Below are 14243 nucleotides of genomic sequence, written 5' to 3'. Positions count from 1 at the left end.
AAGATGAAGATCATTTTGACAGTACTTGCCGGAGTGGGACTTTTGAGTGCAGGCGGATGTGGCATGCTTGATCAGGTGAACGACGGATTGAACTATACGAGTGAAGCAGCTGGTTATGTGGAGAAGGTGAAGACATTTGCAGAGGAAGCGCCTGAATTGGCTGAGAAAGCTGTAAATGACACCGAGGCGAAAGAAAAACTTGAAGCGCAGCTTGAGTCGATTCAGAAGGCTGCCGCTGATTTTAATGAATTAACGCCGCCTGATGCCGCAGCGGAGATTCATCAAACCATTCAGGAACATAACGAAACCTTGCAGAAAAGCGCTGAAGATGTGTTGAAACAAGCCGAGGAAGGCAAGGTATCGCTTAAAGAATTGGAGCAGTCAGACCTGGTCCAAAACGCAAAGCAAATTACTGATGTGATGGGACAAATTGAGAAGTTGGGTGAATAAGAAAAAGCATCCCGACGCGGGATGCTTTTTGCTTATTCAGCCATTGCGTCTGTTAAGACAGGAACGACTTGTTTTTTACGGGAAACAACGCCTTTTAAGAGGGCTGTGTTGTTTTCTAATGTAACGTTGAACGCTTTTTCCACTTTTGCTGCTTCGTTACCGATTGCAAGAGCAAGTGAATCATTTTCTAAGATATCTGTGATAACGAGAAGGAAGAGATCAAGATTCTTCTCAGCCACAACTTTTGAGATCACAGCTTCTAATTCAGCTTGGCGTTTTTTCACATCTTCAATGTCCACTGTATTTACTTGTGCGATTTCGACTTTCTTGCTGCCGAGCGTAAATTCTTTCGCATCAAGAGAAATGAGCTCTTCCACTGTTTTTTTGCTTAGATCAGCGCCTGCTTTCAACATGTTCAAGCCGTATTCTTCAGCATCTACGCCAGCGATCTCCGCAAGCTCTTTTGCTGCTGCTACGTCTTGGTCCGTGCAAGTTGGAGATTTAAATAACAGGGAATCAGAAATGATCGCAGACAGCATAAGGCCGGCAATTTCTTTCTCGATTTTCACGTTATTCTCTTTGTACATTTTGTTTAAGATGGTAGCCGTACAGCCTACAGGCTCAGCACGATAGTAAAGCGGCTCAGCTGTTTCAAAGTTAGCGATGCGGTGATGGTCGATAACCTCTAAAACCTGAACCTCTTCAATGTCTTTGATGCTTTGCTGGCGTTCGTTATGGTCAACCAGGATAACGCCGTTTACTTCGTTTGCAGCTGTTTCAACAAGACGCGGGCTTTCTTGTTTGAAATAGTCAAGCGCGTATTGTGTTTCGCCGTTGACTTGTCCGAGGCGGACAGGCTCAGCATTGAAGCCGAGTTTGTTTTTCAAATCAGCATAAGCAATCGCAGAACAAATCGTATCTGTATCTGGGTTTTGGTGTCCGAAAATAAGTATCTTTTCCATGATAGCTCCTATCCTTTTTTAAGTAGTGTAATCTTTATATAGTTTAACACGTCTTGCTGCAGGTGTAATCATGCAAACCCTTAAAAATTGATGTGAATAAGAAGCATTTTCTTTGAGCTAAGGAGAAAAGGTGTGTAAAATACTGGGTAGCTTAGTTGCAAAATGTAATGTAGTATCAAAAAAGGTACTATTGGAGGGTCAAGAATGAGTGGAAAAAAGAATATATACCCGAACAAAGAAGGCTGTCCAGTTGAATTTACTCTAGATGTCATTGGCGGAAAGTGGAAAGGAATTCTTTTTTATCACATGATAGATGGCAAGAAACGATTTAATGAATTTCGGCGAATCTGCCCGAGTATTACTCAAAGAATGCTTACTCTTCAGCTGAGGGAGCTGGAAGCGGACGGCATCGTGCACCGTGAGGTTTATCACCAGGTGCCGCCCAAGGTAGAGTACTCTCTGACAGAATTCGGGCGAACGCTTGAACCGATTGTTTTGCAAATGAAAGAATGGGGAGAATCCAACAGAGACGTGCTGGAATCTTATCGTTCGAACGGCTTAGTGAAGGATCAGCAGAAATAGCAGCAAAGGGAACTCCTTTGCTGCTTGTTTTATTTCATTGAAATGGCTCTGTTGGCGTTTCTGACATCGTTTTTCAACAGTTCAGAAAGGTTGTAAGAGAGATAATATCCATGCTGATACATGTATCGATAAACTTGGGCGTGCAGCTGGATGGCAGCATTCAGCTGTTTGACCAGTACGTTTCTTAATTGAGGTGTTGCTGTTTCTGTAATTGCGATGGCATAGCTGCGGACAGATGTTTTGGCAAAACCGAGCAGGTCACCGCTGTAAAATGGGTTATCTGCGCGTTCTTCTTCCTCATCTTCTCTGTGCGGAGCCTGTGGAAAGAACGGAAGAAGCTCTCTCAAATTTTGCTCAACACCCTGAATAGACACGTTATAAAGCTGTCTGAGCTGAGGGTCTTTTACTTCTCTTATCATTTTCTTCAGTTTAATGAGTCCGTTTGATTGAAAAGCAACCAGCTCGTGCATTTCTAATGTTTCATGCCAAGCCAATGTTCTGCGTTCATCCATGTGAAAATTCTCCTTTATCGATCAGATTCCATATCAGCATATGCCCAATGCTCAATGTTGTTCATGATGTTTTGAAGTTTTTAAAAAGGGAAATTCACCTTATATAGGATACGGGTTGAGAACATGCACAAAGAGGTGAAACACAATGTGGGACATGATAAAGAACTTTTTCTTGTTTAGCAGCGGCGTTCTGCAAGCAACAACCCTTTTACTGGTGATCTTAATTTTTATGTATGTCAGAAAAACGAAAAAGAAAAACAAGGAATCTTCTGGCTTTATGGATGATAAACATTAATTGTGATGGGCATTCTTTTCAAAGAATGTCTTTTCATTTTTCATGTTTCACATGAAACATTAGCGTTATTTTACTTGCGATTTGGACTTATGTTAAAATATAAAAGTAAAATTTAGAGATGATATAAAAACATTCGGTGCAACGTATGTTGCAGCGATGAAAAAGAGCAGTCGTTTATGCTGCTCTTTTCTATTCGTATGTTCAGGATGATACGAGGTGACTAAGTGAAACAAACGAGAGCTTTAATGGAAGGTGCTATTTTAATCAGTCTGTTTGCGATCATTACGCTTCTGGTTGTTTATGTTCCTGTGATTGGAACAATTCTGTTATTTGCACTGCCGCTGCCAATGATCTTGTACACGATCAGACATGGATTGAAGCTAGGGATATGGATGGGCGCTGTCAGTCTTCCGGTTGTTTTTATTGTCGGGTCCTTTAACGGGCTTATTGTAGCTTTTATGTCAGCTTGCGCCGGCATTGCCATGGGACATTTTTTCAAAAGGAAAGAGCCCGGGCACGCCATTATTTCGGGCGCTCTTATTTATATGCTTAGTATTGTCTTCTATTTTGTGATAAGCATTCAGTTTTTGGGTATCAATATCATTGATGAGGCGATGACACAATACCGGCAATCTCTTGATATTGTAGAAACTGTAGCGAAGCAGTCGGGCAATGCTGGACAGTTTGAGAAGCAATTAAAACTGATGGAAGAACAATTGGGTATCGTTCAATATCTTTTTCCAACAGCTATTGTGATGGTAGGAGTTATTTTTTCTTTCCTCAGTTACCTTATCGCTAAGCCGCTCTTAAGGCGATTCTCCCCCGATATTCCTAATCTAAAGCCTTTTAGAGAGTTGAAGTTTCCGCAAAGTGTTGTAGTACTGTATTTGATTATTGTCATGCTTTCATTTTTGCCTTTAGAAAAAGGCCAAATGCTGTACTCTATCGCTTTAAATGGGGAGTTTATACTCGGGTTTCTGATTTTCATCCAAGGTTTATCATTTATCTTTTTCTATTGCCATAAGAAACAATATCCAAAGGCTGCGGCTGTGATTGCTGTCATACTTGGGTTTGTTCATCCGGTCTTCATGGCGGCCATTCGCATTTTAGGCGTTTTAGATTTGGGCTTTCATATAAGGAATAAGGTGAAGTGAACATGAGTTTTACTCACATGGTGGGGAGTGATAGAAATGCCAAGCTTTTATGAAAAACCGCTGTTTCGGTATCCCATCTATGCATTGATTGCTCTGTCAATTATTACAATCCTCATCAGCTTTTATTTTAACTGGATATTAGGAACCGTCGAAGTGCTGCTGCTGGCAGTTATTTTGTTTTTTATTAAGCGTGCTGATTCTCTTATTCGAAAAGAGATTGATGCTTATATTTCTACGTTGTCCTACAGGTTGAAAAAAGTCGGTGAAGAGGCATTGATGGAAATGCCGATTGGAATCATGCTTTTTAATGACCAATATTATATAGAATGGGCAAATCCGTTTCTTTCCTCTTGCTTTAATGAAAGCACTTTAGTGGGGAGATCACTTTACGATACTTGTGAATCGGTAGTGCCGCTTATCAAACAAGAGGTGGAATCGGAAACGGTTACATTGAATGACCGCAAGTTTAGGGTTGTCATCAAACGGGATGAGCGTCTCTTATATTTCTTTGATGTAACAGAACAAATTCAGATTGAAAAGCTATATGAAAACGAAAGAACCGTCCTGGCATATATTTTCCTTGATAACTATGATGATGTGACACAAGGATTGGATGACCAGACGAGAAGCACGATGAACAGCCAGGTGACATCTTTGCTGAACGCTTGGGCGCAGGAGTACGGGATCTTCTTGAAAAGGACGTCTTCAGAACGCTTTATCGCTGTACTTAATGAACACATCTTAACTGAACTCGAAAATTCGAAGTTTTCGATTCTTGATGAAGTGCGGGAAAAAACCTCATTTGACGGTGTAGCGCTGACGTTAAGTGTCGGTGTCGGGGCTTCAGTCTCTTCCCTGAAAGAACTTGGCGATTTGGCGCAATCCAGCTTGGACTTAGCACTGGGACGCGGTGGGGACCAGGTAGCCATTAAGCTGCCAAACGGCAAGGTGAAGTTTTACGGCGGTAAAACAAACCCAATGGAGAAACGAACAAGGGTGCGGGCCCGCGTGATTTCTCACGCCTTAAAGGAAATCGTCACCGAAAGCAGCAATGTGATTATCATGGGGCATAAATTCCCCGACATGGATTCTATCGGCGCAGCGATCGGGATTTTAAAGGTGGCTCAGGCAAATAACAAAGATGGTTTTATCGTGATTGACCCAAATCAAATCGGATCAAGTGTGCAGCGTTTGATTGGGGAAATCAAAAAATATGAAGAACTGTGGTCAAGATTTATTACGCCTGAAGAAGCAATTGAAATTTCCAATGATGACACACTGCTTGTGATCGTTGATACACATAAGCCGTCACTCGTCATGGAGGAACGGCTGGTCAATAAAATTGAACATATCGTGGTCATCGACCATCACCGCAGAGGTGAGGAGTTTATCAGAGATCCGCTGCTTGTTTATATGGAACCATACGCTTCTTCCACAGCGGAATTGGTGACAGAGCTGCTTGAATATCAGCCGAAGCGCTTAAAAATCAATATGATTGAAGCAACAGCCCTATTAGCTGGTATAATAGTGGATACAAAGAGCTTTTCTCTCCGCACGGGCTCGCGGACTTTCGATGCGGCTTCTTATTTAAGGGCAAAAGGCGCCGACACGGTGCTGGTGCAGAAGTTCCTGAAAGAAACCGTTGATTCCTATATTAAACGGGCGAAGCTGATCCAGCATACGGTCCTCTATAAAGATAACATTGCGATTGCTTCTCTTCCTGAAAATGAAGAGGAATACTTCGATCAAGTGCTGATTGCGCAGGCTGCCGATTCGCTGCTGTCGATGAGTGAGGTTGAGGCTTCATTTGCGGTGGCGAGACGGGATGAACAAACGGTTTGTATCAGTGCACGGTCGCTTGGCGAGGTAAATGTTCAGATCATCATGGAGGCCCTAGAAGGCGGAGGGCATTTAACAAATGCGGCGACTCAGTTGTCCGGCATTTCAGTTTCTGAAGCGCTGGAACGGCTGAAGCACGCCATAGATGAGTATTTTGAGGGAGGCGTACAGAGATGAAGGTTATTTTCTTACAAGATGTAAAAGGAAAAGGAAAAAAAGGCGAAGTCAAAAACGTAGCAGACGGTTATGCGCATAACTTTCTAATTAAAAAAGGCCTCGCGGTTGAAGCGAACGCGTCAAACATCAGCGCGCTAAACGGACAAAAGCAGAAAGAGAAAAAAGAAGCCATTGCTGAGCTTGAGCAGGCTAAGAGCTTGAAAGAGACATTAGAAAAACTGACTGTTGAGCTTAGCGCAAAATCAGGTGAGGGCGGCCGTTTATTTGGTTCAGTGACAAGCAAGCAAATTACTGAACAGCTCCAAAAAGATCATAACATTAAAGTAGATAAGCGGAAGCTTGAACTGCCGGACGGCATTCGTGCATTAGGATATACAAACGTGCCTGTGAAACTGCATCCTGAAGTGCAGGCTGTGTTAAAGGTACATGTAAAAGAAGAAGCTTAATAGAAAAGAGGCTTGGATGAATCCAAGCCTCTTTTTTTATTCCACGAGATAAAGAGTTTGCTGGCTTTCTCCACCAGGTCCTCTTCGCATTCCCTGCACGCTGTTTGTGCTGCTGGAGGAACCGCTGTACTCGCCAGATGTTATTTCTTTTCCGTTTTTCTTAATCCAGGAAACAAGTTCGCTGTTGCCTGAGTTGTTTTCTGACAGAAGGAAGTATTTCACTTTGCCTTCTTTGATTAGTTTTTTCAGTTCCGACACAGTCAGAATGGGATCCGTGCCGTTAAATCCGCCCATTGCCATAACAGATTCATTTTCGTAAATGATGTATGGCGCAGCTGTTACGGTTGTCAAAGTAGCAAATAAATACTCTTCGCCGGTATTGTGTTTTCTCAGATAGGACAGGAGCCCGCTGTCGACCTCTGAAGAGAACATGTTCCCGCCGTTTGCTGAGCCTTTGAGCTGCGGGCCAGATTCAGGAAGGACGCTGTTACCACCGTATAGAAGCGGCGTTGCTGACCAGTAAACTGGTGTGAGAAGCAGAACGCACAAGCTGATGATGGTCAGCAGCTTACTGAACGGATGGCTGCGTTTAAGCATCAGAAGTGCAAGGGTGATGCCCAGTCCTAAGAGCCCCAGGACATACATCCATACACTGCCGATTTGGCTTGTATAAGCGCTCAGAATATACATCTGAAACACGGCTGTGATCAAGACGGCTGCCGGCAGAAGATAGCTGGACCAGTCTTTATTATTTTTGTATAAGCGGTGCATCGTATACCATCCGATACCAGAAAGGGCGGCAATTGGCGGTGCCAGCATAATCAAATAATACTGGTGGAAGAATCCTGCGATGCTGAAGAAACCAGCCACGGGAACAAGCCAAGCCGCCCAGAATAGCGTTTCTTTCATTTTAGCAGCATGTCCGCGGCGATCACGGTACCAGCTGACGATTGCGCCCAGTAATCCGATCAATGAGAATGGAAGCATCCAGCTGATTTGGCCGGAAAGTGCTGATTGGAAAAGACGAAGCGGGCCAGGATCACCGGTGCCGAACATATTCATGCTTTTTCCGCCGCCAGGCCCTCCATTTCCAGGTCCGTTGCCACCTGTGGGAGGTGTGCCTCCGCCTCCATTGAGAGCGCCGGTTTGTCCGTTAGGCGGCTGAGGCGCCTGTGAATGGTTTCCGAATGATTGATTTCCGTTCTGAGAAAAAGATGATTTTGGCGCTTGCATGTTGTCTTGATTCTGCATGTTCCCTCCGCCAGCAGCATTCATATCACCCTTTGCAAGGCCCGTAGTTTGCCCAAGCAGACGCTCTGTGCCGTTGTAGCCAAAGGCCAGTTCTAGCACTGAGTTAGTCTGGCTGCTTCCTACATAAGGCCGGCTTGAGGTAGAGGCTGAATCCACTGCAATCGCCCATGAGAGTGAAAGGCCTGTCAGAAGGACAAGAGACAGAAGCAGGGAACCGATTTTTTTCTTCAGAGAAACCCGAGATGCAATCAGGTAGAATAACACAAATGCAGGCAATACCATAAACGCTTGCATCATCTTCATATTAAAGGCGAGCCCAATCAGGGCAAATGCCGTCAGCAGCCAAACCAGCTTGCCTTGTTTTACTGCCCTAAGCAGACAAGTTGAACCGAGCAATAAGGTAAAAACAAGCATGCTGTCGATATTGTTTGTCCGGCTGACAGCTACTGCGATAGGGGTCAGTGCCATGACAAGTGCGGCAATGCGGGCCGCCCCAATTCCAAAAGTCGGCTTAATCATTCTGTAGAGAAGGAATACAGACCCAACTCCGGCAAGAGCCTGGGGAATGATGACACTCCACGTGTGAACACCGAAAATCAGTGCGAAAATCGTTTGAATCCATAACACGACAGGAGGCTTATCTACTGTCACAAATCCAGAAGGGTCAAATGACGCATAAAAGAAATTATGGAAGCTTTGCGTCATGCTTTTTACAGCCGCCAAATAGTACTGGTTCGCTGTATCATCCTGCCAAACGTGATACGTATTCAAAAAAGCTGCTGCCAGCAAAATAAGAATAAGGGCTGCGTCGAATCGTTTGGTTTTCATCGTTTTTCACCTCTTTATGGTGTCTCATTGTAAAAAACAAATATGAAAAACTTATGAATAAACCATAAATATTCAAAGAAAAAAGCGGAGATATTTACCCCGCTTTTATGCTGAATTTCTTTTTTTTTCTGACTGAAAAATGTATCGATCTCGTCCGGCTCCCTGTCCGGCTGCTCCCATTACGATCAGGGCAGCAATGAGAAGCACAATCGGCATCGTCCAAGAATGCGTCTGGTCAAAGAGATAGCCGACAAAGATTGGCCCGACTGCTGCCAGCAGGTAGCCGAATGACTGAGACATGCCTGACAGCGCAGCGGCCTGTTGGGCATTTTCACTGCGGAGACCAATCAAAGTGAGCGCCAGACTAATGCTGGAGCCTTGTCCGATACCGATAATGATCATCCAGATGGCAAGCAATGTATGGCTTCCGCCCGCTAATAATCCGCAAAGGCCGATCAGATAAACTGAGGCCAGCGCCGCAACGATACCGCGCTGCTGTTTCACACGGTCAGCTAAAACTGGTGTCAGAAAAGTGGAAGGCAGACTCGCAAATTGCATGAGTGATACCATCCATCCGGCTGTTGCCGTGTCAATCCCGTGTGAACGGAGGATTTCAGGAAACCAAGCGATGCTGCTGTAAAATAAAAACGATTGCAGGCCCATAAAGATGGTGACATACCATGCCATTTTGGAAGCCCAAATGGAACTGGATTGCAGCTTCATTGTCTGGTTTGCCGTATCTCGATGGCGCAGCTGAGGTATCCAGATCAGCAATGCAAGCAAAGCCAGCCCGCCCCATAAGAGAAAGGCTTGTTTCCATCCGCCATTCATCTGGGTCGCTAAAGGAACGCTGACACCCGATGCTAAAGCTGCGAATATATTCATTGATGTCGTATACAGGCTGATCATGATCCCTGGCTTTTCAGGGTATTTATGTTTGATTAAGCTTGGCAAAAGTACGTTACCAATCGCAATCCCGACGCCGATAAGTGCCGTTCCGAAAAACAAAGCGGCAGTATAACCGGTAGAACGAGTCAAAACACCGATAAGCAGTATCACGAGACCTAGCCATAAAGTTCGCTCATTTCCGAGGCGCTGTCCAAGCTTAGGTGCAAGCGGAGAAAGAACTGCAAACGAAAGCAGCGGCAGTGCGGTCAAAAAACCGGCTGCCCCATTGGACATGTGCAGCTCTGCCCGGATAGAGCTGATGACCGGACCGACTGAAGTGATCGCGGGCCGTAAGTTAAAGGCGATAAAGATAATGCCGGTGATCAGCCAAAATGATTGGATTTTTTTATTATGTGGATGTGGCAAAGCAGTTACTCCTCTTTTCTAACATATACATGATATTATCCCGAAACAAGTAAGCAAGTATGTGAATGAAGGCTATGATTTGTCCTCTTTTTGCAGTTCAGCCATTTTGGCAAGCAGAATATGCTGAGGCATATGCATGATCTGTTCAAGCGGCAGATTCAAGGACTCTGCAAGCTTTTGTGCAGTTTCAGCAGAAATTTGCAAAGGTCTCACAAAAGATCCCTCCTCTCTTCTGTCCATTGTACAAGAATCAGATGTGAAATGTAAGAAGATGTCACAAAGGAATAGAGCAATCGGAAAATGACCGTTATAAAAGAGGTAAGGAGGGTTCTTATGCACGCACCGTTGTCTTTATTAAAACAAATGCTGAAGGAACACCAAATAGACACTGAAAAAGCTGTCACTTTCGAAGAATATATAGCAGTGAGGCTAAAGCTTCAGGAGCTGATGGGGAAATTTGCTTCGATCGGAGAGTGGGATCTGTATCAAAAAGCGGCAGATTTGATGATGCACATAGGCATCCAATGGATGAAATAAACCGATAACCGCTAAAAAACCCTCGCTGCAGCGAAGGCTTTCATTCATTAAAATGAGTGTTCTTCTTCCACATTTTTAAACTGGTCATAAATTACAAGCTTAGACGGACTGTTTTCCTTAGCCACCTGTTTGGCTTTTTCAATAGCGGCGTCTTTAGACGTATACAAAGCTGTCGGCGCTACATTCTCCACCTCAATAAACCAGCCGTCCGCATCAACATTAGGTGTAATCGCATATTTCTTTATCATCTTTCATTCCTCCCTCATGTTTTATTGCATTTTTCCCGCCTTGTTACTGTCCGAAACGATCCAATCTGCTAACTGAAAAAAACAGGAAACAGACAATTTTTCTATTTTTTTTCTGTAGAAATGGTAGAATGGAGGTTGGAGATTTTTTAATGAGAGGACGGTGCTTAGCATGACAGACCTTCTGAATGACCGGCTTCCTCCGCAAAATATAGAAGCCGAACAAGCCGTGTTAGGCGCTATTTTTTTACAGCCGTCTGCTTTAACACTGGCTTCAGAAGTATTGATTCCAGATGATTTCTATAGAATGTCCCACCAAAAAATCTATAATGCGATGCTGGTGCTCGGTGACCGAGGTGAACCGGTTGATCTGGTGACAGTAACATCAGAGCTTGCGAACACAGACCTGCTGGAAGAAGTAGGCGGCATTTCATATTTGACAGATATCGCAAACTCGGTGCCGACAGCGGCTAACATAGAATATTACGCGAAAATCGTTGAGGAAAAATCGATTCTTCGCCGATTAATCAGAACTGCGACAACGATTGCTCAAGACGGGTATACCCGTGAGGATGAGGTCGAGGATTTACTAAGTGAAGCGGAAAAAACGATTATGGAAGTGGCACAGCGCAAAAACACGAGTGCCTTCCAAAATATTAAGGACGTCCTTGTCCAGACCTATGATAATATCGAACAGCTTCACAATCGAAAAGGTGATATCACGGGGATTCCAACAGGGTTTACGGAGCTTGACCGGATGACTGCGGGTTTCCAGCGCAACGACTTGATCATTGTGGCTGCCCGTCCGTCAGTAGGGAAAACAGCCTTTGCCCTGAACATCGCACAAAACGTGGCGACGAAGACCGATGAGAGCGTAGCGATTTTCAGTCTTGAGATGGGTGCCGAGCAGCTCGTTATGCGTATGCTCTGTGCCGAGGGAAATATCAATGCCCAGAATCTCCGTACAGGTAACCTGACCGAAGAGGATTGGGGCAAGCTGACGATGGCAATGGGAAGCCTGTCGAACAGCGGGATTTACATCGATGATACACCGGGTATTCGGGTGAGTGAAATCCGTGCCAAGTGCCGCCGCTTGAAGCAGGAAAGCGGGCTGGGCATGATTTTGATCGATTACCTGCAATTGATTCAGGGAAGCGGTCGTTCAAAGGACAACCGTCAGCAGGAAGTATCTGAAATTTCCCGTGAACTGAAGTCGATTGCCAGGGAGCTGCAAGTCCCTGTTATCGCCCTTTCTCAGCTTTCCAGGGGTGTTGAGCAGCGTCAGGATAAACGTCCGATGATGTCTGATATCCGGGAATCAGGAAGTATCGAGCAGGACGCGGATATTGTCGCGTTCCTTTATCGTGATGACTACTATGACAAAGAAACCGAGAATAAAAATATTATCGAAATTATTATCGCCAAACAGCGTAACGGCCCGGTAGGAACCGTGTCTCTTGCGTTCGTAAAAGAATACAACAAATTCGTCAACCTGGAACGGCGTTTTGATGACGCAGGCGTTCCGCCCGGCGCATAAGCCCCAAGAGCTGCTCTTGGGGTTTTTTTTTCATTCGAAAGATGGAAGAAATACCGTTCGCTCAGCGGATGAAAATTTGAAAGCGTTTTAATAAAATGGTGCAAAAAGGAGATGGTAACAATATGGGAAAACGTTTTTCGTCTTTTCAAGCAGCACAAATCCGAATTGCGCGTCCTACGGGCCAGCTTGATGAGATTATTCGTTTTTACGAAGAGGGACTGTGTTTGAAACGAATAGGAGAATTTTCACAGCATAACGGGTATGACGGTGTCATGTTCGGCCTTCCTCATGCCGATTATCATTTGGAATTCACCCAGTATGAAGGTGGAAGCACTGACCCCGTTCCCCATCCCGACAGCCTTCTTGTTTTTTATGTGCCGAATGCAGATGAACTGGCAGCGATCACTTCAAAGCTAAAGCACATGGGCTATCAAGAGGTCGAATCAGAGAACCCGTACTGGAGCAATGGGGGAGTGACGATAGAGGACCCGGACGGCTGGCGGGTCGTTTTTATGAATTCAAAAGGGATATCAGGCAAGTGATTCTTTCTTATGCTAAAGGATGAAAGTTTCGCAAGATTTTTATGACAAAACCGTGAGAAAACGCTTATAAAACGAATGGAAGCGAACGAATATAGATTTACAATAATTTAATGTTCGGATTTACAATTGACTTTCTGTTTCTTCACTGATAAACTTGATTTGTTTGAATAGAATCGTTTTGAAAGGTTAACGGAGGTGCACGGACATGTCTTCAGTAGTTGTAGTAGGTACGCAATGGGGCGATGAAGGAAAAGGTAAAATTACAGATTTCCTATCAGAAAATGCAGAAGTGATCGCCCGTTATCAAGGCGGAAATAACGCAGGGCATACAATCAAGTTTGACGGAATCACATATAAGCTTCACTTAATCCCGTCTGGAATTTTCTATAAGGATAAAACGTGTGTAATCGGAAACGGAATGGTTGTAGATCCGAAAGCATTAGTCACAGAGCTTGCGTATCTTCATGAGCGCAACGTCAGTACAGATAACCTGAGAATCAGCAACAGAGCTCACGTCATTCTGCCGTATCATTTGAAATTGGATGAAGTGGAAGAAGAGCGTAAAGGGGCTAACAAGATCGGCACAACGAAAAAAGGAATCGGCCCTGCTTACATGGATAAAGCAGCCCGCATCGGAATTCGCATCGCGGATCTGTTAGACCGTGACGCGTTTGCGGAAAAGCTTGAGCGCAATCTTGAAGAAAAAAACCGTCTTCTCGAGAAAATGTACGAGACAGAAGGGTTTAAACTTGAGGATATCTTAGACGAATATTATGAGTACGGCCAGCAGATTAAAAAATATGTTTGCGATACATCTGTTGTCTTAAACGATGCTCTTGATGAAGGGCGCCGTGTATTATTTGAAGGCGCACAAGGGGTTATGCTCGATATCGACCAAGGAACATACCCGTTTGTTACGTCATCTAACCCGGTTGCCGGCGGTGTCACGATCGGTTCTGGTGTCGGCCCGACCAAAATCAAGCACGTTGTCGGTGTATCAAAAGCATATACGACTCGTGTCGGCGACGGTCCTTTCCCGACTGAGCTGAAAGATGAAATCGGCGATCAAATCCGTGAAGTCGGACGCGAATATGGAACAACAACAGGCCGCCCGCGCCGTGTCGGCTGGTTTGACAGCGTTGTTGTCCGCCACGCCCGCCGTGTGAGCGGAATTACAGATCTTTCTCTGAACTCAATTGACGTCCTAACAGGAATTGAAACGTTGAAAATCTGTGTGGCATACCGCTACAAAGGCGAAATCATTGAAGAATTCCCAGCAAGTCTTAAGGCACTTGCTGAATGTGAGCCGGTATATGAAGAAATGCCAGGCTGGACTGAGGATATTACAGGTGCGAAGAGCTTGAGCGAGCTTCCGGAAAATGCGCGCCATTATCTTGAGCGTGTGTCTCAGCTGACAGGCATTCCGCTTTCTATTTTCTCTGTCGGTCCAGACCGCTCACAAACAAATGTCCTTCGCAGTGTGTACCGTGCGAACTAAATAGAATATGTCTGCAAGCCCCTATATCAGGGGCTTGTTTTTTGTTTGAAAGCCGCATATAAGTTGGTCTGAGA

At 44.7% G+C, this 14243-nt stretch carries 16 protein-coding genes; 10 read left to right on the top strand and 6 right to left on the bottom strand.

Translation table 11 applies throughout. The annotated features are described in order from the left end of the window. The first annotated feature begins 3 nt into the window (after window positions 1-3). On the top strand, window positions 4-450 hold the full coding sequence (locus NSU05_RS20650) for a DUF6376 family protein (protein WP_014478547.1): 447 nt from the start codon (window positions 4-6) through the stop codon (window positions 448-450). A 32-nt stretch (window positions 451-482) separates the two neighbouring features. Here NSU05_RS20650 and NSU05_RS20645 read toward each other — a convergent pair whose 3' ends face one another. Then, window positions 483-1412, bottom strand: coding sequence for a manganese-dependent inorganic pyrophosphatase (locus NSU05_RS20645; protein ID WP_003226902.1), 930 nt, complete (start codon window positions 1410-1412; stop codon window positions 483-485). Between the two features lie 204 nt (window positions 1413-1616). Here NSU05_RS20645 and hypR point away from each other — a divergent pair, with 204 nt between their 5' ends. Beyond that, window positions 1617-1994 (top strand): transcriptional regulator HypR, encoded by a 378-nt coding sequence (gene hypR / locus NSU05_RS20640; protein WP_033884417.1) that lies wholly within the window; start codon window positions 1617-1619, stop codon window positions 1992-1994. 29 nt (window positions 1995-2023) lie between these two features. On the opposite strand, the gene cotF is transcribed toward hypR, so the two are convergent. Continuing rightward, on the bottom strand, window positions 2024-2506 hold the full coding sequence (cotF, locus tag NSU05_RS20635; protein ID WP_038429950.1) for a spore coat protein CotF: 483 nt from the start codon (window positions 2504-2506) through the stop codon (window positions 2024-2026). A 145-nt stretch (window positions 2507-2651) separates the two neighbouring features. Between cotF and NSU05_RS20630 the strand changes: the two genes are divergently transcribed. From NSU05_RS20630 to rplI, 4 genes are all read left to right on the top strand, one after another. Next, window positions 2652-2801: a hypothetical protein gene (locus NSU05_RS20630; protein ID WP_003226909.1), complete on the top strand. Its 150-nt coding sequence runs from the start codon at window positions 2652-2654 to the stop codon at window positions 2799-2801. A 224-nt stretch (window positions 2802-3025) separates the two neighbouring features. Continuing rightward, on the top strand, window positions 3026-3955 hold the full coding sequence (locus NSU05_RS20625; protein ID WP_038429949.1) for a YybS family protein: 930 nt from the start codon (window positions 3026-3028) through the stop codon (window positions 3953-3955). A gap of 36 nt (window positions 3956-3991) precedes the next feature. Continuing rightward, a complete protein-coding gene (gdpP, locus tag NSU05_RS20620; protein WP_038429948.1) occupies window positions 3992-5971 on the top strand; it encodes a cyclic-di-AMP phosphodiesterase GdpP in 1980 nt (659 codons plus the stop codon). Further along, window positions 5968-6417, top strand: a complete 450-nt coding sequence (gene rplI / locus NSU05_RS20615; protein WP_003226915.1) for a 50S ribosomal protein L9 — start codon at window positions 5968-5970, stop codon at window positions 6415-6417. Before gdpP ends, rplI begins: the two co-directional genes overlap by 4 nt. A 36-nt stretch (window positions 6418-6453) precedes the next feature. On the opposite strand, the gene NSU05_RS20610 is transcribed toward rplI, so the two are convergent. The 3 genes from NSU05_RS20610 to NSU05_RS20600 all read right to left on the bottom strand — a co-directional run bounded on the left by NSU05_RS20610 (window position 6454) and on the right by NSU05_RS20600 (window position 10023). Next, complete coding sequence (locus NSU05_RS20610) at window positions 6454-8496, bottom strand: glycosyltransferase family 39 protein (RefSeq protein WP_038429947.1); 2043 nt, start codon at window positions 8494-8496, stop codon at window positions 6454-6456. Window positions 8497-8601: 105 nt separating this feature from the next. After that, entirely contained in the window at window positions 8602-9810 is a 1209-nt protein-coding gene (locus NSU05_RS20605) for a CynX/NimT family MFS transporter (RefSeq protein ID WP_038429946.1), read from the bottom strand. A gap of 72 nt (window positions 9811-9882) precedes the next feature. Continuing rightward, a complete protein-coding gene (locus NSU05_RS20600) occupies window positions 9883-10023 on the bottom strand; it encodes a YycC family protein (protein WP_003242786.1) in 141 nt (46 codons plus the stop codon). Window positions 10024-10143: 120 nt separating this feature from the next. Between NSU05_RS20600 and NSU05_RS20595 the strand changes: the two genes are divergently transcribed. Beyond that, window positions 10144-10347: a hypothetical protein gene (locus NSU05_RS20595; RefSeq protein WP_015250806.1), complete on the top strand. Its 204-nt coding sequence runs from the start codon at window positions 10144-10146 to the stop codon at window positions 10345-10347. Between the two features lie 47 nt (window positions 10348-10394). Here the strand turns inward: NSU05_RS20595 and NSU05_RS20590 are convergent, their stop codons facing one another. Then, on the bottom strand, window positions 10395-10595 hold the full coding sequence (locus NSU05_RS20590) for a DUF2188 domain-containing protein (protein ID WP_003226922.1): 201 nt from the start codon (window positions 10593-10595) through the stop codon (window positions 10395-10397). Between the two features lie 169 nt (window positions 10596-10764). On the opposite strand from NSU05_RS20590, the gene dnaB reads away from it, so the two are divergent. The 3 genes from dnaB (at window position 10765) to purA (ending at window position 14169) form a co-directional block, all read left to right on the top strand. Continuing rightward, window positions 10765-12129 (top strand): replicative DNA helicase, encoded by a 1365-nt coding sequence (gene dnaB / locus NSU05_RS20585; protein WP_003226923.1) that lies wholly within the window; start codon window positions 10765-10767, stop codon window positions 12127-12129. 122 nt (window positions 12130-12251) lie between these two features. Next, on the top strand, window positions 12252-12671 hold the full coding sequence (locus tag NSU05_RS20580) for a VOC family protein (RefSeq protein ID WP_038429944.1): 420 nt from the start codon (window positions 12252-12254) through the stop codon (window positions 12669-12671). Between the two features lie 205 nt (window positions 12672-12876). After that, window positions 12877-14169, top strand: coding sequence for an adenylosuccinate synthase (purA, locus tag NSU05_RS20575; RefSeq protein ID WP_003226929.1), 1293 nt, complete (start codon window positions 12877-12879; stop codon window positions 14167-14169). Window positions 14170-14243 lie beyond the last annotated feature (74 nt).

It is taken from the genome of Bacillus sp. EU52 (assembly GCF_037964975.1).
GTDB lineage: Bacteria > Bacillota > Bacilli > Bacillales > Bacillaceae > Bacillus > Bacillus subtilis.
This window is presented reverse-complemented; position numbering and strand designations above follow the sequence as displayed.